The organism is Cohnella soli (assembly GCF_042655525.1).
Taxonomy (GTDB): domain Bacteria; phylum Bacillota; class Bacilli; order Paenibacillales; family Paenibacillaceae; genus Cohnella; species Cohnella soli.
Genome location: NZ_JBHSMI010000028.1, coordinates 777,212 through 801,599 on the forward strand (window position 1 = coordinate 777,212; position 24,388 = coordinate 801,599).

Below are 24,388 nucleotides of genomic sequence, written 5' to 3' on the forward strand. Positions count from 1 at the left end.
ACCGCTAGGGGAAATGGCGAGTTCAGCCGCCGTTACGATGTTTTTCATCGCAAGAGACGTCGAAATCGGCGAAATTGGCTAGATTCGCCGTTGTTGCGATGTTTTTCATCGCACCGCGAGCGGAAAGGGCGAGATTAGCTGCCGTTATGATGTTTTTCATCGTAAGAGAGGGACAAGTACTACGCGACAAGTACCGCGCAACAAGGACCGCGATCTCCTCAATTGGAGACTGAATGGTCACGAGAGTTTTCTCGTTTTTATCGAATCCCCATCCAAAGTATAACTTTTCGTTTCTCAGTGCGGTAGTTGGCCCCATGCCCTCCTCTGTAAGATAGAAGCAAGGAGAAAGGAAGTGAACCGGCATGCCAGTCCGCACGACAAGTCGATGGGTCCGCCTTGCGAAGCAATGGGACTTGCAACTGATGGTGTTCCCCGCAGTGCTGTTTATTATCGTTTTCAGCTATTTTCCGATGTACGGGGTGCTGATGGCGTTTCAGGATTATGACATCTTCCAAGGATTCACGGCGAGCCCGTGGGTCGGCTTCAAGCATTTCGAGCTGTTTTTCCACTCGCCCGAGTTCTGGAATATTATGCGCAACACTGTCGTTATTAGCGCACTCAAGCTTCTTATCGGTTTTCCCGCCCCGATCTTCCTGGCGCTCTTGCTCAACGAGATCAGGCATGCGGCGTACAAACGAGTCGTGCAGACGATCAGCTATTTGCCGCATTTTCTATCATGGGTTATCGTATCGGGATTCGTCGGATCGATTCTTGCAACCGACAACGGAAGTTTGAACATGCTGCTGCAGAAGCTCGGGCAGGTCGACGAGCCGATTAACTTCCTGTCGATCCCGCATTACTTCTGGGCGATACTTGTAACGACGAACGTCTGGAAGGAAATCGGATTCGGCTCGATCGTCTACTTGGCCGCCATTGTCGGCGTCAACCCGGAAGTATACGAAGCGGCTTCGATCGACGGAGCGAGCAGGTTCAAGCAAATTTATCGGGTGACGCTGCCCGCGATTAAGCCGGTCATCATCTTGTTCTCGATTCTATCGATCGGGGATTTGCTGAACGCGGGTTTCGAGGACATCTTGCTGCTAGCCAAAAACCCGATCCTGCTGGACATCTCGGACGTAATCGACACGTACGCGTATCGAGTCGGCATCGGTTCCTATCGATACTCTTACGGTACGGCGGTCGGCTTGTTCAAGTCGATCATTAGCATCGCCTTGCTCTTCCTTGCGAACAGATGGGCGAGAAGATCGGGACAGAGCTTATGGTAACGATCGCTTCCCTGAAAATGAACATACGGAGAGTGAGACGATGAGACTTTCGATGTCGGAACGGTGGATGGCCGGTACGATTTATATTTTGTTAGGGCTAATGTCCTTCGTCATGCTGTATCCATTCTGGAATTCGGCGGTCATTTCCTTCAACAAGGGAATGGACACGGCGCTCGGCGGCATTACGTTCTGGCCTAGGGCGTTCACGCTCGCTAATTACGAGATCGTGTTTCATGACAAACGGCTTGTAACGAGTTTTGTCATCTCCGTGCTTCGGACGGTGATCGGCACAGCTACGGCGATATTTTGCACGGCGGTATTCGCTTACGGCATGACGAAGAAGGAACTGCTCGGACGCAAAACGTACATGCTGATCTGCGTCATTACGATGTATTTCGGCGGCGGGTTGATCCCTACATTTATGGTGATTCGGTCACTCGGCTTGATGGATACGTTCTGGGTCATGATCATTCCAAACATCATCAGCGTCTGGAACATGATCGTTTTCCGCACCTTTTTCCTGGAATTGCCCGAAGGCCTCGAGGAATCGGCGAAAATAGACGGCTGCGGCTACTGGGGTACGTTTCTGCGAATCGTCATCCCGGTGTCCGGTCCGGTCATTGCGACGCTGTCGCTGTTCGCGGCCGTCTGGCACTGGAACGAATGGTTCTCGCCGGTCATCTACATTATGAACGAGAAGCTGCTCCCGATTCAGACGGTGCTGCAGCGCATTCTGAATTCCAACATTATGTCCGAGCAGATGATGCAGACGAACGCGGCGGCGCAGAACGCCAGAGCGGCGGTACAGTCGGTGACGACGAAGTCGCTGACGATGGCGACGATGATGGTGGCGACCGTGCCGATTCTGGCGGTGTACCCGTTCGTGCAGAAGTATTTTACGAAGGGCGTCCTGATCGGATCGATCAAAGGCTAGGGCGTGTCTGCAAACCCACTCAGGGGCATCTAACATCTGCTCCCATCGGAGTATGCAGACACACCCTAGACGAAGCAATCTGCGCAAGCGCAACTTCGAAGTGAGAACCGACAGGTTCTGACGATATAATGAACACAAGGCTGAAAGGGGCATTATCATCGATGAAAAAGAGAAAAACGCTAGTATTGCCTGTTGTGCTAAGTGCAGCCATGCTGTTGGCTCTCGCGGGGTGCGGCGGAGGCAATAACGACAAAGCACCTGCAGCTTCGGCGGCGGGCAGCGGCCAAGCAAGCTCGTTCGAATTCGGCAAGACGCCATTATCTTTCTCTTTCTACGGCAACTACGACTGGTATACGATGAATCCGTGGGGCGGAGATCCGGCAACGAAGTGGATCAAAGACAACTTGAAAGTGGACGTCGAATCCATTCCTTCGAGCGGCGCTTCGTCGCAGAAGTTCGCCACGATGCTGGCATCGAAAAATTTGCCGGACGTCATCTGGCTCGATCGCGGTCCCGACGTCGAGAAGCTCGTGAAAGCGGGCATGGTCGTTCCGCTTGATGCCTATTTGGACAAGTATCCGAATTTGAAGAAATACGCGGGAGAAGCGACGTTGAACATGCTGCGCGCAAGCGACGGCAAGCTGTATCAATTCCCGAACTGGTACACGAATCGCCCGATGGGCAACGGCGGCTATGCCGTCAATATCGAGATTTACAAGGCGCTCGGCGAGCCGAAGCTGGAGACGTTCGACGATCTGTACGCATACTTGAAGCAGGTGAAAGAGAAGTATCCGAAAGTCGTTCCATTCGAGACCGGGCTGTCGGGCAACGGCATGGACATGCTCTATGCGGGCATGGCTGCCGACCACCCGATCCAGAACCTCGTGATGCGCGGCGTGCCGCAAGGCGACAAGCTCACTTCCTTGTTTACGGACCCTGTCTATCGGGAGACGATGAAGTACTCCAGCAAGCTGTTCCGCGAGAAGCTGATTACCCAGGATGCGCTCACGCAGACGTGGGATCAGGTGAAAGAGAAGCTTAACAACGGCACGGTCGCCGTGTACGGTTCCTACGATACGGCTGGCGTTGTCCCGAATGCGGACGAACTGGTTAAACAGAAAAATCCGGCCGGCGGCTACAAGTTCATCTGGCCGATCCACAAGGAAGGCGTCGATCCGAACAAAGTATGGGTGAACCAGTACGATACGCTCGGTTGGAACGTCAGCCTGATTACGAAGTCGGCGAAAAATCCGGAAGGGATTTTCGCTTACCTCGACTGGCTGACGAGCCCTGAAGGGGAGCGGGTTATTTTCTGGGGGCCTGAAGGTATGTATTGGAAAGGCACAGATGAGACGGGCGCTCCGATCTACACCGATAAGTATATCCAAGATAAAGAAGAGCGTACGAAAAATATGGCGATCTGGGATACGTTCCAATGGGCGGGGAACACGAGCTACATTGACGGCTCCAAGGCAGCGAACGAGCTTCGTCTGCCGGCGGACAAGCAATCGTGGGATACGGTGTTCCAGACGCAAGTCGCTTGGAAGACGTCGTATGATGCGACCGAATACAACGGCATCGAGCCGATCCAAGAGTCCGAAGAAGGCGTAATCGCCCAGCAAGTCGGGCAGATTACCGAGCAGTCCCGCGCGAAAATTTTGTTCGCCAAGAGCGACGAAGAAGTCGACGCGATTCTCGACAAAGCGGAGAAGGACGCACAAGCTGCAGGCTACGCCAAACTGCTGGAGTTCAAAGCGAAAATTTGGCAGGCGAACCTGCAAAAACTGAAAGGCAACTGACGCAAAGCTTCAAGCCGGGTATACTGAGCATAGTATACTCCGGCTTTTCAGCATTGAACCGACATGATGGGGTGGACAAGATGTACCGTGCGCTGCTTGTTGACGACGAAGATTTGGATTTGTACGGCTTGACTCATTTTATTCCGTGGGATCGCCTTGGCATCGTTGTGGCCGCTTCGGTAAACAGCGGATACGCCGCCATGAGCGTGCTGGAGCATGAGCAGATCGACATTCTCGTCACCGATATCCGTATGCCGAATATGACCGGTCTGGAGCTTGCGCGCAAGGCATCTGCGCTATGGCCCAACATGCAAACGATATTCGTCAGCGGCGTACAGGACTTCCACTATGCGAAAGAAGCGCTAACGTTAAATGCGGCGAATTATGTGCTCAAGCCTGTGGACGACGATGAACTGACTCGTTCGCTGGAGCGGGTCGTCGATGCGTTAAACTTGTCCAAAGAGCGTGATCGTATGGAAACCGCTTATATGCAGCTTGCCCCGATGGCGCATCGGCAATGGCTGCTCGAGGCGCTGGAAGGCTCGGCGGACGTGAACGACGCCGGGAACGAAGCGGGAGGCGTCGAACCGCCGATGCTGAACGGCCGAATCGCCGTCGTGGAGATCGATGACATCGCTTGGAAAATTGCGGGGTTGTCCGAAGAAGAGCGAAGCAGTTTATCTGACAGCATTGGCTATTGGGTTGAACGGAGCAAAGAAGCGGGATGCGTTCACTTATGCCGAATTGCGCCTCATCGGCTTGCCGTCGTGCTGGAAGAGGCTCCGGCGTGGCTGAAGCTGGCGATCGAAGGGCTTGGCCATGCGTTTCCTGTTACCGCGACTGTCGGTATCGGAGGTTCGTTCGAGCGGCTTGGCGACATCGGCCGATCGTACCGGGAAGCGTTAAAAGCGTTGTCGTGCAAATGGTTCGAAGGCAAAGGCCGGATCATCGAGATCGGCAACATTCGGCATATGGAGCTGGAGAATGCTCATCGCATCGACATCCGGCTCGATGCGTTATTTACGGCGATTACCCGGCATGAGCCGGAACGGATTCGTATGGAAGTCGACGATCTGTTCGGCCTCGCGCGGCGATCCGGGTCGAAGCTGGCCGTGAACCATTTTGTCGCCCGCGTGCTGATCAAGCTCGATGATTATTTGGCCGGCCTGAATACGGATTTATTCGCGCTGCTCGATATCGATGCGGAGCAACTGGACGAATTGAATCATTATGAGACGGTCGAAGATTTACGGACGTGGTTTCTGGAGCGGTTTCTGACAATTGCCGACTTGCTGAACGCGAGAAAACAACGCAAAAACCGCAAGCTGATCGAGGAAGTGATGGCTTACGTGACGGAGCGGATCGGAGAACAGTTGACGCTCCGCGATGTCGGCAATCATTTTTCCTATTCGCATAACTATATCGGCCAACTGTTCCGCGAAGAGACCGGCAGCAGTTTCACTGACTTCGTCATTCAAGTCCGACTTGAGAAGGCGCGCGATTTGCTTCAGCATTCGAATCTCAAAATTTACGAAATTTCCGAGCGTGTCGGATACAGCAATCTGACCTACTTCAGTAAGCAGTTCAAGGAATGTTACGGCGTGTCCCCGGGGGAGTATCGGAAACAATGCGGGTAACGAGACGCGAATACATTCCTGTCGGATACAAGTTGATGGCGACGTACATTTTCGTTATTCTGGCCGCGCTGCTTACGGTCGGAGCGTTCTCGTACATGACGTTCCTCAAGTCGATTCGCGAGCACTCCGAAAGCAATATGCAAGGCATTTTGCGTCAGATCGCCGACAACGTGAACTACAAGCTGAAAGATACGGTCCGGATCACGAACCTGCTGTATTCGGACCTCGATCTCGCCGCTCACCTGCGCAATTACAAAGAAGGGTGGAGCAGCTACGAGACAACGACGGAATATTTGTTTCCGAAAATGCAAAACACGATCAAATCGACCGACAGCAACATTTGGCTGAGCGTGTATTTGCGCAACGAGACGCTGCCCGAACTGTTTTACGAGAAAAACGACAAAGAAGATTTCCTCGATAGAAAAGGCAAAATCTACGAGCTTTATCATTTGAGCCGCATCGTGTCCAAGCCGTGGTATTCCGGGCTGCCTCCGGAGCAATACGGGGAGACGATGGTGTGGGAGCAGATCGAGAACGATGCCGCTTTCAATCACATTTCGCTCGTGCGGCGGCTAGTCGATACGTACGACCCGCTGAAGTTGACCGAGATCGGCATGATGCGCCTAACTGTGAAGCTGAGCGATTTGTTCGACAGCGTCGATTATTCGAAAATCGGCGACGGCACTTCGATATTCGTCATTAAAGAAGACGGAGCGACCGTGTATGCGTCCGGGGAAGGCACAGCCTGGACGGAGCAGGAGCGCGAAGAAACGTTCCGCCGCGGACATCTCGTCATTCGCGAACCGCTAGCCGGACTGAATTGGGAGATTGTCGCGGCTGTGCCGAACGGCATACTGGAGCAGGATGCGAAACAAGTATGGAAGCTGACGGTTGGCGTCATCGTGATCGGTCTTATCGTGTTGTGGCTGATCGCCGTGCTGATCAGCAAATATTTCTCTCGCCGCGTCGGACGCATCGTATCCGTGCTCGGCTCGTTCCGGGAAGGCAACTTCAGCAAGCGGATGCCGGTCAAAGGAAAGGACGAATTTGCCGTCATCGCGGGTGCGCTGAACGAGATGGGCCAGAACACGGAGAAGCTGATCGAGGAAGTGCTGCTCACGCAAATCCGGCAGAAGGAAGCCGAATTCGAAGCGCTTCAGGCGCAGATCAACCCGCATTTTCTATACAATACGCTCTCATCGATCAGCCGCTTGGCGAAGATGGGAGAAAATCAGAAAATCCATGCCATGATTATGGAGCTCGCGAAGTTTTACCGATTGACGCTTAATGATGGCAAGACGTTTATCCCGATCGAGAAGGAGATCGAGCATGCCCGGGCGTATCTAGCAATCAAGCAAATCCGATACGGCAAAAGGATGGAAGTCGGCTATAACATCGATTCGGCCGTCTTCGCGTACGGCACTGTTAAGCTGATTTTGCAGCCTTTTCTCGAAAATGTGCTGGAGCATGCCTGGTTCGGGGACCGTATTTACTTGCGGCTGGAAGCCGGTATAGAAGGCGACACCATCGTCTTCCGAATTATCGACGACGGGGTGGGGATGAGCGCAGATACGATCAAGCGCATCTTCATGTCGACCGACGGCAAAGGTTACGGCATTCGTAACGTCGACCGGCGGATCAAGCTGCATTACGGCAAAACTTACGGCGTCTCCCTGTTCAGCCGGCCGGGTATCGGGACGACGGTGCGCATTGTCATTCCGACGGATCAAGGAGGCAGTTCCGGTGCATGAGCTGTCTGCTTTCCGGAGATTGCGAATGTCTTATAAGCCTACAGCTGGCTGCAAATCGCTGTATTTCTTTTCAGTTGTCCATTGGGCAACTGATTTTTTTCATCCCAACAAGGAAATTGTCATTAATTGTAGAATTCTGATAGGATATAGACTCTTTAAAGAAAAGCGGAAACTTGATAGGGGCACATTTTTCGGGAGCGGGGTCTTAATCCATGTTCAAAGAACAAATGAGGTATTCGCGTCTGGCTCATCTTACGAAACTAATCAATACGAAGCTCGAATTGCGCGAAGTGTTGGAGCATGTGACAGCCGCCATCTCCGAGGAAATCGTCCAATGCGATTCCGTAGGCATTTATTTGCCTCAAGAGGATGGAAATTTCAGAGGATACGTAGGCAAACCGCAAGTGATTAACGGCTGGACGCTGGATATGCACGTCATCGATACCGAGATGGACTTGCTTGCGAAAGAAGTCATCGATACGAGAAGAACGATCTATATCCCCGATACGTCCAGGGATAAACGTCCTGACCCCCGGGCGGTGGAAGGGTTTCAGATCAAGTCTTTGCTCGTTCTGCCGATCTCGTACGAACAGGAACTATTCGGTCTTGTTTTTTTATTCGATTACGGCACTCCGATGAACTTGACCGAATCGGAGATCCAGACGGTCGAAGCGTACGTGAACATGGCGGCTGTCGCGATCCAGAACGCCAAAAATTTAACGTATAAAGAAAATCTCCTTGTCGAGAAGCAGTTGTTGCTCGATGTTACTCGTGATCTGGCGATGTGCTCCACGCTGGAGGAAAGCTTGGACCGTAGTTTTTTCTACCTCGGCAAAGTGTTGAGCAACGATAATATTGGCGTTCATCTGCTCGACCCGATTACCGAAGGCAGAATTAAGCCGGCGAAGCTGAGCAAAGATAGCGACTGGTCGGAAGAAGATTGGATGAAGACGCACGGCAGGATCAAGATCGATGAGAGCAACGATGCCGTGTTTCAGGAAGTCATTCGCACGAAAAAGGCGGTTCTGATCCCGGATGTATTCGCGGATGCGCGGCCGAATCACGATCTGTGCCGGGATTTTGGAATCAAAGGGTTGTTTATGCTTCCTCTCGTGTCCATGGGCGAGGTTCTTGGCGTCATCCCCGTCGTTGATCTCGAACACGGCAATCTTAACTACTCGATCGCTACGATTCAATTTGCCCAATCCATTGTGGACGCTACGGCATCGACGTTGTCGAATCTGCTGTACATGGAGAAACAGGAGATCATTATCGAGGAGAGAACCTCGGAGATTACCGAGAAGAATCAGGAGCTTGAGCGAGTTGTAGCCGAGCTGCAGCAGCTTAGCCGGGAGAAGGAGCTCATTCTGAATTCCGCCGGAGAAGGGATATTCGGTCTGGATCTGGAGCGGAAAATTACGTTCTGCAATCCGGCCGGCACTTCCATGTTGGGGTACGAAAGGAGAGGCGAACTGATCGGACAGCCGTCCAGTATTATTTTCAATGGACGAAATGGTGACGGAACGGCGCATATCCCGCAAGCTGCGGATTGGAGCAGGGACGAGTACGATCAGGATAACCGGTTCTACAGACGCGACAATTCCAGCTTCCCGGTGGAATTCGTCATCTCTGCGATTCGGGAAGGGGACGAGATCGTAGGGGAAGTCGTAACGTTCAAAGATATTACGCAAAGAAAGCAGATGGAAGAAGAAATCAAGTACCACGCGTATTTCGACAGCGTGACCGATCTGCCCAACCGCGTGCTTCTGAAGGACAGGCTGAATCAAGGGATCGCTTTCGCGCAGAGAAACGGGGAGAAACTCGCCGTTCTCTACTTGGACTTGGATCGATTCAAGTTTATTAACGACTCCCTCGGACACAGCTTCGGCGACGATCTGCTGCGCGAGGTCGCGAAGCGACTCAGCCAATGCGTTCCGAAGGGGGCGACCGTATCGCGGCAAGGAGGGGACGAATTCACCATTTTCCTGCCGAATATCAAGGATAAGAATGAAGTACTACAAGTTGTTCAGCTTGTCGTGAATTCGTTTACGGAATCTTTTCAGCTGATGGATAATGAGATTTTTATTAAAGCGAGCGTCGGCATCAGCTTGTACCCCGACAACGGCGACACGACGGAGAAGCTGATCAAGAACGCGGATACTGCGATGTACAAATCGAAAGAAATTTCCGGCAACAGCTATCATTTCTTCAGCGAAGGCATGGATACGCGGACATTCGAGAGCGTGAAGCTGGAGAATGAGCTTTACAAGTCGCTTGCTTTGGAAGAGCTTACGCTCTTCTATCAGCCTCAAATCAACTATACGACTAAACGAATTGTAGGCGTCGAAGCGTTGCTCAGGTGGAATCATCAAAAACGGGGAATGATCGCGCCGGATCAGTTCATTCCGATCGCCGAGGAGACTGCGCTTATCGTTCCTATAGGCGAGTGGGTTCTGAGAGAGGCATGTAAACAACTCAAGAAGTGGCAAGATCAGGGATACCCTCCGTTCAGCATGTCGGTTAATCTGTCCGCTCGGCAGTTCGAGCAGAATAACTTGTTCGAGATGGTCAAAAATGTGTTGGCCGAAGTGGGGCTATCCCCTGAATATTTGCATCTGGAACTCACTGAAAATCTGATCATTAAGAACAGAGAATTGACGCTGAAGACGATGAAGGAGTTGAAAGGGCTAGGCATTAAAATCGCCATCGACGATTTTGGAACCGGTTACTCCTCACTAGGCTACTTGAAGAGCTTACCGATCGACACGTTGAAAATCGACAAGTCTTTCCTGCAGGATATTACGAAAGAGGACAACGGCGAGGCGATTACGAACACGATTATTACGCTCGCCCACAACCTGAATCTCAATGTCATTGCCGAAGGCGTGGAAACGAGACAGCATGTCGAGTTTCTAAACGCGCGCAATTGTTATCTGATGCAAGGCTATTACTTTAGCCGGCCAATGAAAGCGGAAGATGTAACGGAGAAATTTCTTATTAACGGCGGATGGATATAGAAAAAAGGGGGGCGTCACATGAGGGCGGCACGTGCGGTACTGGAATTTCTGAAAGGCAGCGGCGTCAAGCGTATTTTCGGCATTCCTGCAGGGTCGGTAAACGCCTTTTTCGACGAACTGTACGATTTGCCGGAGATTGATGCGGTCGTAACGAAACACGAAGGAGCAGCCTCTTACATGGCGGCTGCTTATGCGAAATATTCCGGGCGAATGAGCGTGAGTATCGGCTGCAGCGGACCGGGGGGGACGAACCTGGTGACGGGGGCGGCCAACGCGATGCGCGAGCATCTGCCGATTTTGTTCTTAACCGGCGCCGTTCCCGTGAACACGATGGGCTTAAACGCATCTCAGGAGCTGGACCTCGCTCCGGTGTTTCGTCCCGTTACGAAATACAGCGTTATCGTCAAGGATGCGAAGGAACTGCTCCATGAAGTCGTCAAGGCATGCCAAATTGCCATATCCGGAGTGCCGGGTCCCGTACATGTGGCTATTCCGATCGATGTGCAGCATGCTGACGTCGGCCATCCGGACATTCCGTTGTTGCCGGACAGAAAGCCGCTGATTCCTGACCTGGAGACGATTCAATCTGCGGCCAAGGCGTTGGCGGATAAGAAGAACGGCTGCATTCTCGTCGGACAGGGGGTTAGAGGCGCGGTTGATTCCTTGCTCGAGCTTGCGGAACTTCTGAATTGGCCGATCGTGACGACACCGCAGGCCAAAGGGTATATTCCGGAAAGCCACCCGCTCTTGGCCGGTGTATTCGGATTCGCCGGACACGAGACCGCATCGGCGCTTATCTCCGATGGTGATGGACAAGCGTTGTTGATCGTTGGATCAAGCCTCGGCGAAACGGCCACGAACAATTACAATCCGGGATTAACGAAAGGTCGGTTCACGATCCAGCTTGATTTCGACCAGACCGTATTCAACCGGAAGTATGAGATCGACTTTCCCGTTCTGGGCGATATTCAATTAAGCCTTCTGATGCTGATTGAGGAATTGAGAGTGTTGGGAGTGACGAGGGACGCCACGGCATTTGCAGGCTGGAAGAGGGAACTCGCAGCTACCTCCTCCGCTTCCTCCTCCGCTGCCTCCGCAGCCGGCTCTGGCGATGGAGAGTACAATACGCAGAACGTTTTGTTGAGCCTTCAACGGCAACTGCCAGCCGATACCCGATATACGGTCGATATCGGGGAGTTTATGTCTTACGTGATTCATTACATGAATGTTCTCGATTATGATTCCTATAGCATTAACGTCCACTTCGGGGCGATGGGCAGCGGGATCGGAGCCGCGATTGGCTCCAAGCTGGCGGAACCCGAACGCCCCGTCGTATGCATAACGGGGGACGGCTGCTTCTTCATGCACGGCATGGAAATTTTGACGGCGAAGGAAAAAGGGCTGCCGATTCTGTTTGTCATTATCAACAATGCCCGGCTGGGAATGGTGTATCACGGGCATTCCCTGCAATTCAAGAGGACGCATCCGACCTTCGAGCAGGAGGCCGTCGACATCTCCGGGATGGCCGCGGCCATGGGCATTCCGAGCTTCAAAGTCAGCGGATTGGATGATATTAACCGTGATACGATCCGCCGGCTGACAAGCGCACCCGGACCGGCGATTCTCGAAGTCATGCTGAAGGACAACAATGCGCCTCCGATGGGAGATCGCGTGAAATTCCTTTCCTCATTCGGGAAATAACATCCGGGTGGCACCGGTGATTCCTGATGCCCGGGTGACGCTGGTGGTTCCCGGAATTTCTCGTTTTCCTGCAAATCTGCAGTTTTTTTCATCCCTATCCGGCCCCTCGCGCCCAAAGCCTGCAAAAGTGCAGGTTTACTCGTACAAAGGGCCATTTCTTTACGTTTCTCCGTTGTATTCCTGCACATTCGCAGATATTTTCACCGTTGCAGCCGAATCGAGTCGCAAAGCCTGCACATTTGCAGGAATGCTATCTTTGGGCCTGACGAACCAGCATCCGTGTGACACTACTACCCGATTCGTTACAACTGCAAATTTCTGATTTTGCAAGCGATTTACAGGTGAGAGCAGGAAGTCCGGGTGACTTTCAATACAGCCGCTATCGTTTGTCCTTTGAAGGCATCCGGCACGGCTTCGCCGGCAGGATGGGCGAAATAACATTCCCCCGAGTCAGCTTCGTAACGATATCCTAATGCAACCAATGCCTCCACCAGTTCCGGCGGAACTTTGCCGGAACCGGTCTGCTCGGCATAATAGCCGGTCGGCGCAATTCGCACGTCGATGTCGCCTGATCCGGTATGAATTTCAAATAAGTCCCGTTCACCCCGGATCATCCATCTCCCCTTGGAGTGAATCGACAGACGCGCCCCGTCCAATGCGGATAAGGCATCCAGGTTAACGCCCAGCAGCGCATTGATCGCCCGGCGAGCTTCTGCCCCGGAAGATCTGCCGCCGCTCGTCTTCAGAAACGCATCAAGTGCGGGTCGCGGCGTTGTCGGTAGGTCGGAAATCGACTCCAGATCGACACCGTATGCTTCTCGAATAATTTGTATCAACGTAGCGCCGCTTAGTTCCTCTTCGCAAGTCTCCATCAGCCTGTCCATCATTCCCGCCTTGGTCAGGACAATATTTTCACTTCCCATTCGCGTAAGCCCCCAGTTCTGGTAAAGTGCTCCTAATCATTATACGACTTCGCATATTTTCCGACTACCCGGGATTGTGTCACCATGACGCTAAGCTTATCCCGTGCTTATCGTAGGTGATCGCCCTGGTGATCATGGTTGCGAGGGTTTACAAACACATCCATTTTAAGGTATTATCGTGACATCAAAGATAACATGTCGCGAAGCACGCGCACACTTCATTTTCCCTGTGCAGGGGGACGAAGCGGCGCGTGCTTTTTTGCGTTTCTGGCGACTGTAGAGCAGGGGCGCTATGTTATAATGGGAGGCAAAGGAATGGAACTTAACAGGTGGGCAACTGAACGTATGCCTGTAGAGAGGCTGAATCCGAAAAACGACTTCTTGTTCGGGCGACTGTTCGGGGAGGAAGCAGGCAAGCAGTTGCTTATTAGCTTGCTGAACGCTGTGCTGCGGCGCGGGGGAAAGCAGGCGATTACGGACGTAACCGTTGTCGATGATACGCGACTGGGACGAGAATTGATCGAAGACAAGGAAGTTGTGCTCGATATTTTATGCAAAGTCGACGGAGAGGAACAGGTCAATGTCGAAATGCAGGTGCGCCGATTCGCGCGGATGGACTATCGCAGTCTGTATTACTTGGCGAGCATGATGACCGGACAGATTAACCGCGGGCAGCCGTATGCTTTTCTGAAGCGGACGATTGGGATTAACATCCTGGATCATGAATATTTGCCGCTGAGTAAATACCACAACACGTTCCATTTGTACGAAGATGAAGAGCGGGACTATTTATTGACAGACATTCTGGAGCTCCATTTTATTGAATGCCCGAAATTCCAGCAGGTTGTGTTTGACATACATGATCCGTTGCATCGTTGGCTAAGGTTTCTAGATCATCGCACGACATCCGAACAAATGGAGGAGTTAATGAAGATGGATGAGACGATCAGAGAAGCGGAGGCGCGGCTAAGCTACTTGGCAAGCGACGAGGAAACGCGAAGATTGTATGCGATTCGGGAGAGAGCGCTGCACGATCGGGCGAGTTGGCTGGAGGATGCGAAAGCGGAAGGCAGGGAAGAAGGCAAAGCGGAAGGCAGAGAAGAAGGCAAGATAGAAGCCCTAAAATCGACAGCGCTGAGAATGCTTCAGAAGGGCGTTGCTGTTACCATCATTTGCGAAGTTACCGGGCTTGATGAGAAGCAGATTGAATCATTGGACTGCAACTCCAGATAAACTTGATAAACTCCAGATAGTATTGCAGATCACCGAGCGAGAAAATGTGAACAACATGGGATATCACTTCGCCGAGCGCGAGGTTTCTCATCTTGCGGCACTTCAGTCGAGGGGCCGAACGGCCCCAGCAAATCACTCCCTCCTGACCGGCTCCCTGAGCCGGTCTTTGTATTGCTTCGGGGAGCAGCCGTTCTGGCGCCGGAACAAATCGTAGAAGTGGCCGAGATTAGAGACGCCGACCGATTCGGCCACTTCGGCGATGCTGGAGTCGCTTGTCAGCAGCAACTGCTCGGCTTTTTTGATTCGTTTGTAGACGACGAAGTCAGTGAACGTCATGCCGAACGCTTTTTTGAACGTTTTGATGAAATGCGTGTAGCTCATATTCACTTTCGGGCAGATGTCGGATATGGCCAGCTTCTCGCTTAAATTCGCTTCGACGTAGTCGACCGCCGGCATCAGACGAGCGATCAGCAAGTTGTCGTTGTAGTTGAGCAGCTTCCTTGAATCATTTCTGAGCAGCAGCAGCAAAATATTTTTGATCCGCGACGAGACGGCGAGCTCGTAACCGATTTGCGAATCATTCATTTCCTCGAAAATTTCGCGGATAAGCTCGGCGGTCCTGCGATTGGCTTCTTCATTTTCGCGGTAGATATAGTTCAGAGAACTTAGCGGGCGGACGACTTCCGAGAAGTGCTGCATACTGCCGAGCGTGCTGACATCCCAGTATTTGTCCAGGTTGATCTGGAACACGATGTAGCTTAACGCACCATTTCTCGTCTGTGCCGTCAGATGTGGTTCGGAAGAGCCGAAGACGGCGACATCTCCGTCGCGGAGGGCAAATTGTTCCTCTCGAAGGAAACACGTTAGTTCCCCCTCGATAATGTATAGAAACTCGACTTCTTCGTGGTAGTGCCAGCCGAAGTCGGTATATTTTTGCAAACGCCATTCCTGTTCCTTTTTTCGGCGAACTTCGTCTGCGGCCCATTCTTTAGACTCGAGTTGCCATATCCGCATCGCGAGAAAAGGATTCTGGTAGACAACTTGCTCGTGGCGCATATCAGGGAACATCGCATGCCTCCGGGATAACGTCATTCGCGACAGGATCGCGTAACGATATCTTAACATAACTGTTCGTCAGGATGTATACGATGACAGAATACCGTAAGTTTTCGATCGAATCGGCTATCGATTGGAAACGTTGTCTCGCATACAATGGGGAGGAAACCAACTTAAAGGAGCGTTATCGATGGAACGTACGATCAACGTAACGATTTGGAACGAACACAGACACGAGAAAACGAATGCGAAAGTCGCTTCCGTATATCCGGAAGGAATGCATAAAGCAATCGCCGACGGGCTGAACGTGACGGGCACAGTACGGACGGCAACTCTCGATGAGCCGGAGCACGGATTGACCGAAGAGGTATTGAACGGCACCGACGTTCTCATCTGGTGGGGTCATATGGCACATGGCGAAGTGAGTGACGACATTGTGGAGCGGGTTCAACAGCGCGTGCTGAGAGGCATGGGGTTGATCGTGTTGCATTCGGGCCACTTCTCGAAAATATTCAAAAAACTGATGGGAACCTCTTGCGATCTGAAATGGCGCGAAGCGGACGAGAAAGAGCGCATTTGGATCGTGAACCCGGGTCACCCGATCGCGGACGGCCTTGGCGAGTATATCGAACTGCCGCAAGAGGAAATGTACGGCGAGCATTTCGATATTCCGCAACCGGACGAGCTCGTCATGGTGAGCTGGTTTGAAGGCGGCGAAGTATTCCGGAGCGGCTGCTGCTATACGCGCGGCATGGGCAAAATTTTCTACTTCCGTCCAGGCCACGAGACTTATCCGACGTACTTCAATCCTGAAGTGCGCAAAGTCATCGACAATGCGGTAAAATGGGCGGCTCCGGTCGATCGCGAATATCCGCGTTACGGCAACGCGCAACCACTTGAGACGATAAAGGGGAACCAAGCATGACGCTTAAAGTAGGGGTTATCGGAACCGGCGGCATCTTCAAACACGCGCATTTGCCGGGATGGCTGTCGAGCAGCGAAGTGGAGATCGTTGCGTTCTGTGACGCATTTAAGGTTTCTGCCGAAGCGGCGGCGAAAGATTTTCCGGATGCGAAAGTGTACGACGATTATAAGGATCTTCTTGACGATCCGTCGATCGATATTGTCGGCATCAGCACACCGAACTTGTACCATTCCGAGATTGCAATTGCGGCGCTACGCAAAGGCAAGCACGTTTTCTGCGAGAAGCCGGACGCGGTAAATCCGGTCGAGGCGCAGAAGATGGCGGACGCGGCGGCCGAATCCGGCAAGCTGCTCATGACGATGCGCAACAACCGGTTTACGCCGGAGGCGCAGTACATCAAACGTGCGATCGGCGAAGGCCGCATGGGCGATCTGTATATGGGGCGCTGCGGATGGATTCGTCGCCGGGGCATTCCGGGACGCGGCGGATGGTTCACGACGAAGGAATTGTCCGGCGGCGGACCGTTGATCGATCTTGGCGTTCATATGATCGACATGGCAATGTGGCTGGCCGGCAATCCGAAACCGGTCACGGTCAGCGGCTCGACGTATCGCAAGTTCGCGGATCGTCCGGATACATCCGGAGCGGTGCCGGCCGGCACGTTTGACGTCGAAGATTTGGCTGCGGGTTTCATTCGCTTCGATAACGGCGCATCGCTTCAAATCGAATTCAGTTGGGCGTCCAACGTCGAGGAAGAGAAGAAATTCCTCGAGTGGAGAGGCACGGAAGGCGGCTTCAGCCTCGTGAACGACAAGCTGAGCATTTTCGGCGAAGACAAAGGCGTGTTGTTCGATCAGCAGCCCCAGTTCTCTGCCGCTGCTCTCCCGCAGCATACGGCGAACATTCAGCATTTCATCGCATGCGTACTCGGCCGCGAGACGTCGACGATTACGCCGGAGCATGGCGTCGACATGATCAAAATTTTGTGCGCGATCTATGAATCCGCCGAGCTTGGCCGGGAAATCCAGCTGTAGGCCGGCAGGTGCGCCGATACTGGCAATCCAAGGCTCAATAAGCAGACAAGGAATGCAAAAAGCCCGCAAACCGCGAGAGATCGCGGTTTGCGGGCTTTTTTGCCGATTCCAGCACAGATATCGCCATGCAAGATACTCCTTTGGAGGTATGGAGAAACCGATAGGTTTACTCTATTTTAGTAACAGCGATAACCATTGCTATTAATGACATTATCGGCTTCGGGAGTAAGAGGAAATATGTGCGACAAGTCGGAGGGAACGGAATGAGAGGTTTGAAGAAAAGCAGGACGGGATTGGCAATTGTTCTCGCTCTGGCGATGTTTCTTGGTACGTTGCAGACAGGGAATACGTCATCTGCTGCGGGGGCCGCTTCCGCATTGGATAGTACGATGGTAGCCGCGACACTGTCGCTGACGGCGGATGGTACGAGCCAAACGGAGATCACAGTAAGTGTCAACGACGAGCAAGGTGATCCGTTGACGAGCGGCGGGGATTCGGTGACCATTTCGAAGACGGGGGGAGGAACACTCGGTGCGGTGACGGATAATAACGACGGTACGTATACGGCGATGTTAACTTCGCCGACTACAGTAGGAAGCGCGACGTTAACAGCGACCGTAAACGGCGAGGATATTCCTTCTATGGTAGAGGTTTGGTTTGTGCCGGGAGCTGCTTCGGCGGTGAAAAGCACGATCACAGCAGGTTCAACGTCCTTGAAGGCGAATGGAACGAGTCGTACGACGATTACGGTCCGGCTGAAGGATGCTCAGGGCAACTCATTGACCGTAGGCGGAGACACGGTAGAGATATTGCAGTCGACGCCGGAGGGAACGTTAAGCTCGGTGACGGACAACGGAAACGGAACCTATAAGGCGGAGTTGACCGCGCCTACGACGGTAGGCAGCACAACGCTGAGCGCCAAAGTCAACGGAATGCTTCTTGCAGTACCGGTTACTGTGGCGTTCACGCCGGGTAATCCGGACGCTGACTTGTCCACCGTGACCGCAGACAAGACGATTGTTGATGCGGACGGCAACGATAAAGCGACGATTTCCGTTGCGTTGGTCGACAGCTTCGGTCGCGTCTTGTCCGGGAAGCGGGTGCGCATCGGCGCCGAATCCGGCGATTCCGTCATCGTTGCGGTTAACGACATCACAGATTCGGATGGCATCGCAAGGTTCAAAGTAAGTAACACAACGGCCGAGACGGTGACCTATTACGCGATGGAACAATCGAGTGAATCAACAATGGAAGAGACAGTCGATGTGACGTTCAGAAGCGTCCCAACGTCGCCGCCTGTTACGCCGCCGGCCTCGTCAGACGAGGGAGAGAAGCTCCTTACCTCAATCAACGGCAAAGAGTTTCAAGGCTTGGCGAAACGGAAAAATGGAGCTGACGGAACGAAGATAATCGAGATTGTTTTGGATGCCGATTCAACGAGTGTCGCGCTTGGCGCGTTGCCGGCGACCGGACGCTCCGACTACTCGGTAGGGATGGCAAGCGACGCCGAACGAGTCGTGCTTCGTGTCCCGCTTGCGATACTGAGGCGAATCAAGGAAAAAACGGACTCAATTACATTGTTGACCGCGCTTGGTCAATACCGGTTGCCTCTATCTGCACTAGAGAGCGAACATCCGAACGATGGACATACAGGCGAGGTTGATATCGAGATTGGCACGGCGGACAAGAAGCAGTTACGAGAGTTGCACGATGCCTGGCTTACCGGCGATGTGGTGCTGGCAGGAGATCCGGTTTACTTTGGTGTGAGCGTAAAGGATAGCAGTGGCCGAGATGTCGAAAGAAACGGACTTGGCGACGATGCGGAACGGATTATGTATTTGCCTGCGGATTCTGCGAAGTCTGCGACAACTGTCGTCCTCTGGGATTCGAAGCTTGGGCCGCGTCCGCTCCCAACATTGTTCAAGAAGGTAGACGGGCGCAGCGCAGCTGTCATTCAAGGCCGTTGGGACGGCTTGTACGCACCGGTCCAGGCAACGGTTCATTTCTCGGACATCGAGCACCACTGGGCCGCTCGCGAGATTACCGATCTGGCAAGCCGATTGATCGTATACGGCGTTCCGACGGACCGGTTCGCTCCAGACGTTAACGTGACCAGAGGAGAGCTCGCCGCACTGATCGCGCGGGCATTGGCGTTGCCGACAGGCAAACCTGCGCCAACGTTCTCCGACGTCGGGGAATCCAGTTGGTACAAAGACGCTGTCGCAGCGGTTCAAGCGGCCGGCATCATGAATGGCTTTGCCGACGGTACCTTTGCGCCGAATCGCATCGTGACGCGTCAGGAAGCGGTCGTGACGATCGTTCGGGCATTCAGGTACGTGAAAGGGGAAGCTCTTCGAAGCGGCACGAGTTCGCCTACCGAGCTGTCGGCTTATAAAGATGGCAGCCAAGTAGCCGCTTGGGCGATCGAAGCAGCAAATACGGCGATTCGCGAAGGGGTGCTGATCGGCAACAAGAAACAATTGCTGCTGAGTAAACCGCTCACCCGAGCAGAGACGGTCATGCTCCTACGAAGAATGCTGATTAAAGCGGGATTGATAAACGAATAATACAACGAAAAAGGGACAGCCGATGGCTTGTCCCTTCTTCGTTGCGCGCATGTGCTCGGCAGTGCACCGACGAAGGAGTCGGAGGTTCTGCGCTATTCGATCAGTTGCAGTTCCTTGGCTTGAGCGATCGCTTTCGTGCGGCGGTTAACCTTTAATTTTGCGAAAATATTTTTGACATGCACTTTCACGGTTCCGATGGCGATGATGAGACGATCCGCGATTTCCTTATTGGACAGTCCCGCGGCAAGCAAAGCTAGCACTTCCAGCTCCCTGTCCGTCAGCGGCTCGTCCATCTCGGCGAGGGCCGTCGCAGCTTCTTCTAAGTAGGCCGAGTCAGACGAAGCCGGGGAAGGCTCGGAAGCATTTTGCAGGACGCGTAGAAGAAGTCCTTGCGAAGCGAGTTCTAGCAGTACCGCGACTCTCTCGGAGGAGAATATGCCTCTTGCTGACTTATTTTCCAAGTAAAGCACGCCGAGCATCGTGCCGTGTACGGCAACGGGGATACACAGAGCAGATTGGGGGCGATTGGCCGCCACATACGGATTGTGAATAAGCCAGCTATCTTCCTCTCCGGAGTAAAGAATCTCTTCGCCTGTCCGGAAAACATAGCGGATGAGTCCTTCCGGCAGCAATACTCCATCGGTCGACCCGGCCGCGGGAACAGCGCCGCGATTCTCGGTATCCGCATAAGCCTGAACGTGCAGCACTTCGCCGTTTCCCGTCAGTATCGCGCCTTTGCTCGCCCCGGCATACTTCATCATCGTGCCCATGATTTCCGCTAGCACTGTATCCATGTTCATCCGATTCGTCATCGCCCGCATCGAGCGTAATATCTCGGCGAGATCCATGCTGTCCGATGAAATCGGCGCATTTCCATGCACTGGTTCGGAATCCATGCCACTTGCTTTGTCATTCGAAGGTGCATTCTCCGACATTCCCCCGTCTTGTTCTGTCGATTGTCGCAGTTGAGCTTTCAATCGCTTTACTTTAATGGGGATTTCCCAACTCGCGTAAGCTACGATGGCCGACTGCAAATAATGGGCGGCTGTGTTCCTCTGGCCGCAAGCCAAATAGTGTTTAGCCGCAAGTTCGTTGGCTAGGGCGAGAGTCCGCGTGTCGTCGTGCTCCCGCGCTTCCCGAATCGCTTTATCGTACTTCTCTTCCGCTACTCCTTGTTCTCCTTTCGAGAGAGCGAGCTCCGCTTCGATCAGACATAGCCGGGCCTGGAAATTCGCGGGGCTCCATGCCGCCCACCGCCGGTAACGGCGCAAGTTCCGAGAGAGCCTCTTCCGTTCATGCGGGCCTCCCTTTCCGCGCGCGGCGATAGCAGCCAGAGCGAGCGATTCGTAAAATGAACATTCGGGCCAATGCGGAAGATGAGTCGAGTACGTCTCGTAATCCGAAGCTTGATGCGCCCAACGAGCCGCCTCTTCGTCGTTGCCGAGCAAGTAATGCAGCTGCGTTTTGTAAGTGCAAAATTGGAATAACGTCGTATCGGACGTTTCTTCGTTCCGAACGTGCGTCAGGAACGCCTCTTCGTCGAAGCCTTCGCCGCTGAACGATTCCTGCGTTTTCGTTCGTCCTCTTAGGGCGGCAATCACCTGCAAGTACAAGAAAAAGTTCAATTTCACGAACTCGTCGTTCGTCGTCTCCAGCACGGACATGTAATCGGCGATTGTTCTCTCCAGCTCGCTCAGCTTCGCTCTCGTATACAAGGAGTTGACGTGCGCGCCCATGGCGTAGCTGGCAAAGACGTAATCTCCGGCCTCCAAGCCGGAACGAAGCGCTTTTTGCAAATAGACGTCCCCGTCTCGGGCATCGCCTGCGAATTGGCACAGCACTCCCCCGAACATGGTGTGGGTTTTGCTGACGACGGCGTTCACATGATCGCGCTCGGACATTTCCAAGCCGACTTTGCCCAGAGCGTAGCCTTTTTCGAATTTGCCCATAGCCAAGCCTAGAAGCATGCCGTATGACGTATAGAAAGCCGCGGATACCTGCGAATTTCCATGCTTCAACGAAAGTTGTATCGCCCTGCAGACAAGCAGGAAAAACACGTTCTTATCCGTGAAAAAGGTAGAGGGAACGATTGCGAAAATCAAGTTCATCGCAGCGATGCGCTCTTCGTCCGACATAGGGGGCAGATGCTCGAGCCGGTCATAACGGCTTCTCAGCAGTCGCTCGGCGCGAATGCCTTCCAGGAATAGCGTCACATTTCCCGGGTTGGGCTCGATGTGAACGCGGAGCTCTTTCAGGCTTTCCAGTCCAAGAGCGGTTCCTTCCAAATATTTGCCTTGATTGATGTGCTGCATGATGCGAATAAGTTGTACCCGGCCGCGTTCCAAAGGATTGCGGGCAAGGGAAAGCAAGGTGGATATTTCCTTAAGGGATTGGGCGATATTGCCGCACAAATATTCGCATTCCGCTTTGTTCGCGAGCAACTCGAAGCGCAAAGAAAACTCCCGTTGCCCTCGTTCCTCTCCGAGCAGTTCCAGCCCTTTAGCGAAGAAGCCTAAAGCAATGTCGGCGGCGGAGGCGGCTTTGGCCTGATTTCCCGCTTCGAGGTTCATGTGAACGAGACGCAGCGAGTAGCGTTCGTCCGTAATACGTGCAGCGCCTTGATTCAGATGGCTGACGATATCGTAGACGGAGTATTCACGACCGTCCGCGGCTTCCTCCATGCGTAGACCGATACGATGGTGCAAGGAGATTCTATTCTCTGGCTCGATTCGTCCATAGATCATTTTCTGTATATGGTCGTGGGCGAACCGGTACTGATTTGTCTCATCGGGAACGATCAGACCTTCCGCCTCCATGGCGGCCCAAGCGGCTTCCGCTCGTTCCGCTTTCGATACCTTTTCAATCAGGAGGGGAGAAAACACGCTCCCGACGCTGGAAGCCGCCTCCAGCAATTCACGAGCGTTGTCGGAGAGACGGGTTAACCGGCGCTCGATTAATTCCTGCACGGCATAGTTCTCGTCAAGTTTCAGCCATTGACCGAAATTCCATTGCCAGCCGCGTTTGTCCGGATCGTAATCGAGCACGCGATCGTCCCGCAGACGAAGCAGAATTTGTTTGTAATGAAAAGGATTTCCGCCGGCCTGATGACGCAGCGATTCCGTCAACGACCATGCCGTGTCGGCATCCGTGCCGAGCGTCGCCATGGCGATTCGATGAAGAGGTTCGGAGTCCAGCGGCAGCAGATGAAGATGGCGGACAATCGCCTGATCCGTCACGCTGCCGTCCCCTTCGTAACCCGGCAAGATGGAGTTGTTCATCTCGGACGCCCGATAGGCGCAGATGATCATCAAATATTGGCATTCGGGGTCGCGCAGAAGCGCATCGATGAGTTGGATAGTAGACGGATTCGCCCAATGCAGATCATCTATGAACAGCACGAGCGGCCGGTCTTTGGACGCCAGCGCCTGCACGAATTTGCGGAATACGTAAGTAAATCGTTTCTGCGATTCGTTCGCGGGAAGTTCTTGCGCCGGGGGCAAGTCGCCAAGCAACATGCCGGCTTCGGGAATGATCGAAGCAATAACGTCCGCGTTCGCGCCCAGCGCTTCCCGCAGCTTCGTTCTTACCTGTGCGGTTCGTTCAGCCCGTTCTCCGAGCAGATGGCGTAGAAGTCCGCGGAACGCCTGAATGATCGGCAAGTACGGGCTATCCTTCGACAACTGTTCGAACTTACCGGAAATATAGTAGCAGCTTCCTGCATGACGGCCGTCACGGAACAACGCTTCGACTAGGCTTGTTTTGCCGATACCGGCTTCTCCGGAGACATAGGCCATTTCTGTCGCGCCAAAGCGAACGGAATAGAAAATTTGCGTCAGCGTCTCCATTTCGGTTTCGCGGCCGTGGAAAACCGGTTCAGGCACAAACGTATCGCGAGTCCGGCCGATTTTATCCAGGTCGGCGATCAGAGAGCCCGCGTTCTGGTAGCGATTGTCCGGATTTTTCTCCAGCAGCTTCATGACAATGGATGCCATACCGTCCGGCAACCGGGCCGTTCCATCTGCAAGCGGGAGCGGATTTTGCGCCAAGTGTGCATATACCCATTCGAGGGGTGTTTCGGCTTGAAAAGGAAGGCGTCCGCTTAGCATTTCGTAGAACACGACGCCTAGCGAATACAGATCGCTGCGCTTGTCCGCCTGTCGCTGCATTCTTCCCGTGTTCTCGGGTGCGCAATAAGGAAGGCTCAGCTCCGGTGAGGAAGCTGTTGCGGCGTCGCGTACAAGGAAAAGCTCCTGACCGTCCGAACGTACGCCAATCCCCTCCGGTCGCAGGTCGAGGAGTGCCGAACTTTGTCGATGCGCGTGCTCGACGGATGCAGCGAGGGACCGGGCAAGCGGAATAAAGTTTTCCGGGTTCATGCCTCCGCGCTGTGTCATCATTGTTCGCAAAGTGATTACATTATCGGCGGAAGTTGTTGCATTCATAGAAGATACTCCTTTGGAGGTATGGAGAAAAAGATAGATTTACCTTATTTTATTTACGGTAGTAGCGGCATTGGACTTCGAAA

General features: G+C 53.3%; 15 protein-coding genes. 11 read left to right on the forward strand and 4 right to left on the reverse strand.

What is annotated here, in order from left to right:
• Window positions 1-22 precede the first annotated feature (22 nt).
• Window positions 23-241 carry a hypothetical protein gene (locus ACFPOF_RS19290; RefSeq protein WP_378135587.1) on the reverse strand — a complete coding sequence of 73 codons (219 nt, stop codon included), beginning with the start codon at window positions 239-241 and terminating at the stop codon, window positions 23-25.
• A 121-nt stretch (window positions 242-362) separates the two neighbouring features.
• On the opposite strand from ACFPOF_RS19290, the gene ACFPOF_RS19295 reads away from it, so the two are divergent.
• From ACFPOF_RS19295 to ACFPOF_RS19325, 7 genes are all read left to right on the forward strand, one after another.
• Window positions 363-1,286 (forward strand): ABC transporter permease, encoded by a 924-nt coding sequence (locus ACFPOF_RS19295; protein ID WP_378135589.1) that lies wholly within the window; start codon window positions 363-365, stop codon window positions 1,284-1,286.
• Window positions 1,287-1,326: 40 nt separating this feature from the next.
• The gene (locus ACFPOF_RS19300; RefSeq protein ID WP_378135591.1) at window positions 1,327-2,220 is read left to right on the forward strand and encodes a carbohydrate ABC transporter permease; all 894 of its coding nucleotides are present in this window, start codon (window positions 1,327-1,329) and stop codon (window positions 2,218-2,220) included.
• Window positions 2,221-2,381: 161 nt separating this feature from the next.
• The gene (locus ACFPOF_RS19305; protein WP_378135593.1) at window positions 2,382-4,019 is read left to right on the forward strand and encodes an extracellular solute-binding protein; all 1,638 of its coding nucleotides are present in this window, start codon (window positions 2,382-2,384) and stop codon (window positions 4,017-4,019) included.
• A gap of 80 nt (window positions 4,020-4,099) precedes the next feature.
• Window positions 4,100-5,656 carry a helix-turn-helix domain-containing protein gene (locus ACFPOF_RS19310; RefSeq protein WP_378135595.1) on the forward strand — a complete coding sequence of 519 codons (1,557 nt, stop codon included), beginning with the start codon at window positions 4,100-4,102 and terminating at the stop codon, window positions 5,654-5,656.
• Complete coding sequence (locus ACFPOF_RS19315) at window positions 5,647-7,407, forward strand: cache domain-containing sensor histidine kinase (protein WP_378135597.1); 1,761 nt, start codon at window positions 5,647-5,649, stop codon at window positions 7,405-7,407. The genes ACFPOF_RS19310 and ACFPOF_RS19315 overlap by 10 nt, the downstream gene beginning before the upstream one ends.
• Before the next feature lie 212 nt (window positions 7,408-7,619).
• Window positions 7,620-10,424: a sensor domain-containing phosphodiesterase gene (locus ACFPOF_RS19320; RefSeq protein WP_378135599.1), complete on the forward strand. Its 2,805-nt coding sequence runs from the start codon at window positions 7,620-7,622 to the stop codon at window positions 10,422-10,424.
• 18 nt (window positions 10,425-10,442) lie between these two features.
• On the forward strand, window positions 10,443-12,125 hold the full coding sequence (locus tag ACFPOF_RS19325; RefSeq protein WP_378135601.1) for a thiamine pyrophosphate-binding protein: 1,683 nt from the start codon (window positions 10,443-10,445) through the stop codon (window positions 12,123-12,125).
• A 335-nt stretch (window positions 12,126-12,460) separates the two neighbouring features.
• On the opposite strand, the gene ACFPOF_RS19330 is transcribed toward ACFPOF_RS19325, so the two are convergent.
• Window positions 12,461-13,048 (reverse strand): hypothetical protein, encoded by a 588-nt coding sequence (locus ACFPOF_RS19330; protein ID WP_378135603.1) that lies wholly within the window; start codon window positions 13,046-13,048, stop codon window positions 12,461-12,463.
• A 315-nt stretch (window positions 13,049-13,363) separates the two neighbouring features.
• On the opposite strand from ACFPOF_RS19330, the gene ACFPOF_RS19335 reads away from it, so the two are divergent.
• Window positions 13,364-14,281: an Rpn family recombination-promoting nuclease/putative transposase gene (locus ACFPOF_RS19335; protein ID WP_378135604.1), complete on the forward strand. Its 918-nt coding sequence runs from the start codon at window positions 13,364-13,366 to the stop codon at window positions 14,279-14,281.
• A gap of 132 nt (window positions 14,282-14,413) precedes the next feature.
• Here the strand turns inward: ACFPOF_RS19335 and ACFPOF_RS19340 are convergent, their stop codons facing one another.
• A complete protein-coding gene (locus tag ACFPOF_RS19340; RefSeq protein ID WP_378135606.1) occupies window positions 14,414-15,349 on the reverse strand; it encodes an AraC family transcriptional regulator in 936 nt (311 codons plus the stop codon).
• 178 nt (window positions 15,350-15,527) lie between these two features.
• Here ACFPOF_RS19340 and ACFPOF_RS19345 point away from each other — a divergent pair, with 178 nt between their 5' ends.
• The 3 genes from ACFPOF_RS19345 to ACFPOF_RS19355 all read left to right on the forward strand — a co-directional run bounded on the left by ACFPOF_RS19345 (window position 15,528) and on the right by ACFPOF_RS19355 (window position 19,863).
• Window positions 15,528-16,262: a ThuA domain-containing protein gene (locus ACFPOF_RS19345; RefSeq protein ID WP_378135608.1), complete on the forward strand. Its 735-nt coding sequence runs from the start codon at window positions 15,528-15,530 to the stop codon at window positions 16,260-16,262.
• On the forward strand, window positions 16,259-17,296 hold the full coding sequence (locus tag ACFPOF_RS19350; RefSeq protein WP_378135610.1) for a Gfo/Idh/MocA family protein: 1,038 nt from the start codon (window positions 16,259-16,261) through the stop codon (window positions 17,294-17,296). Before ACFPOF_RS19345 ends, ACFPOF_RS19350 begins: the two co-directional genes overlap by 4 nt.
• Window positions 17,297-17,559: 263 nt before the next feature.
• Window positions 17,560-19,863, forward strand: coding sequence for an invasin domain 3-containing protein (locus ACFPOF_RS19355; RefSeq protein WP_378135612.1), 2,304 nt, complete (start codon window positions 17,560-17,562; stop codon window positions 19,861-19,863).
• A 92-nt stretch (window positions 19,864-19,955) separates the two neighbouring features.
• Here ACFPOF_RS19355 and ACFPOF_RS19360 read toward each other — a convergent pair whose 3' ends face one another.
• Window positions 19,956-24,305 (reverse strand): AAA family ATPase, encoded by a 4,350-nt coding sequence (locus ACFPOF_RS19360; RefSeq protein ID WP_378135614.1) that lies wholly within the window; start codon window positions 24,303-24,305, stop codon window positions 19,956-19,958.
• Window positions 24,306-24,388: the final 83 nt, after the last annotated feature.

What these genes read in the sequence shown, in the direction of transcription:
- ACFPOF_RS19295 (WP_378135589.1), top strand. Translation starts at nt 363, where the DNA reads ATGCCAGTCCGCACGACAAGTCGATGGGTCCGCCTTGCGAAGCAATGG.
- ACFPOF_RS19300 (WP_378135591.1), top strand. Translation starts at nt 1,327, where the DNA reads ATGAGACTTTCGATGTCGGAACGGTGGATGGCCGGTACGATTTATATT.
- ACFPOF_RS19305 (WP_378135593.1), top strand. Translation starts at nt 2,382, where the DNA reads ATGAAAAAGAGAAAAACGCTAGTATTGCCTGTTGTGCTAAGTGCAGCC.
- ACFPOF_RS19310 (WP_378135595.1), top strand. Translation starts at nt 4,100, where the DNA reads ATGTACCGTGCGCTGCTTGTTGACGACGAAGATTTGGATTTGTACGGC.
- ACFPOF_RS19315 (WP_378135597.1), top strand. Translation starts at nt 5,647, where the DNA reads ATGCGGGTAACGAGACGCGAATACATTCCTGTCGGATACAAGTTGATG.
- ACFPOF_RS19320 (WP_378135599.1), top strand. Translation starts at nt 7,620, where the DNA reads ATGTTCAAAGAACAAATGAGGTATTCGCGTCTGGCTCATCTTACGAAA.
- ACFPOF_RS19325 (WP_378135601.1), top strand. Translation starts at nt 10,443, where the DNA reads ATGAGGGCGGCACGTGCGGTACTGGAATTTCTGAAAGGCAGCGGCGTC.
- ACFPOF_RS19330 (WP_378135603.1), bottom strand. Translation starts at nt 13,048, where the DNA reads ATGGGAAGTGAAAATATTGTCCTGACCAAGGCGGGAATGATGGACAGG.
- ACFPOF_RS19335 (WP_378135604.1), top strand. Translation starts at nt 13,364, where the DNA reads ATGGAACTTAACAGGTGGGCAACTGAACGTATGCCTGTAGAGAGGCTG.
- ACFPOF_RS19340 (WP_378135606.1), bottom strand. Translation starts at nt 15,349, where the DNA reads ATGTTCCCTGATATGCGCCACGAGCAAGTTGTCTACCAGAATCCTTTT.
- ACFPOF_RS19345 (WP_378135608.1), top strand. Translation starts at nt 15,528, where the DNA reads ATGGAACGTACGATCAACGTAACGATTTGGAACGAACACAGACACGAG.
- ACFPOF_RS19350 (WP_378135610.1), top strand. Translation starts at nt 16,259, where the DNA reads ATGACGCTTAAAGTAGGGGTTATCGGAACCGGCGGCATCTTCAAACAC.
- ACFPOF_RS19355 (WP_378135612.1), top strand. Translation starts at nt 17,560, where the DNA reads ATGAGAGGTTTGAAGAAAAGCAGGACGGGATTGGCAATTGTTCTCGCT.
- ACFPOF_RS19360 (WP_378135614.1), bottom strand. Translation starts at nt 24,305, where the DNA reads ATGAATGCAACAACTTCCGCCGATAATGTAATCACTTTGCGAACAATG.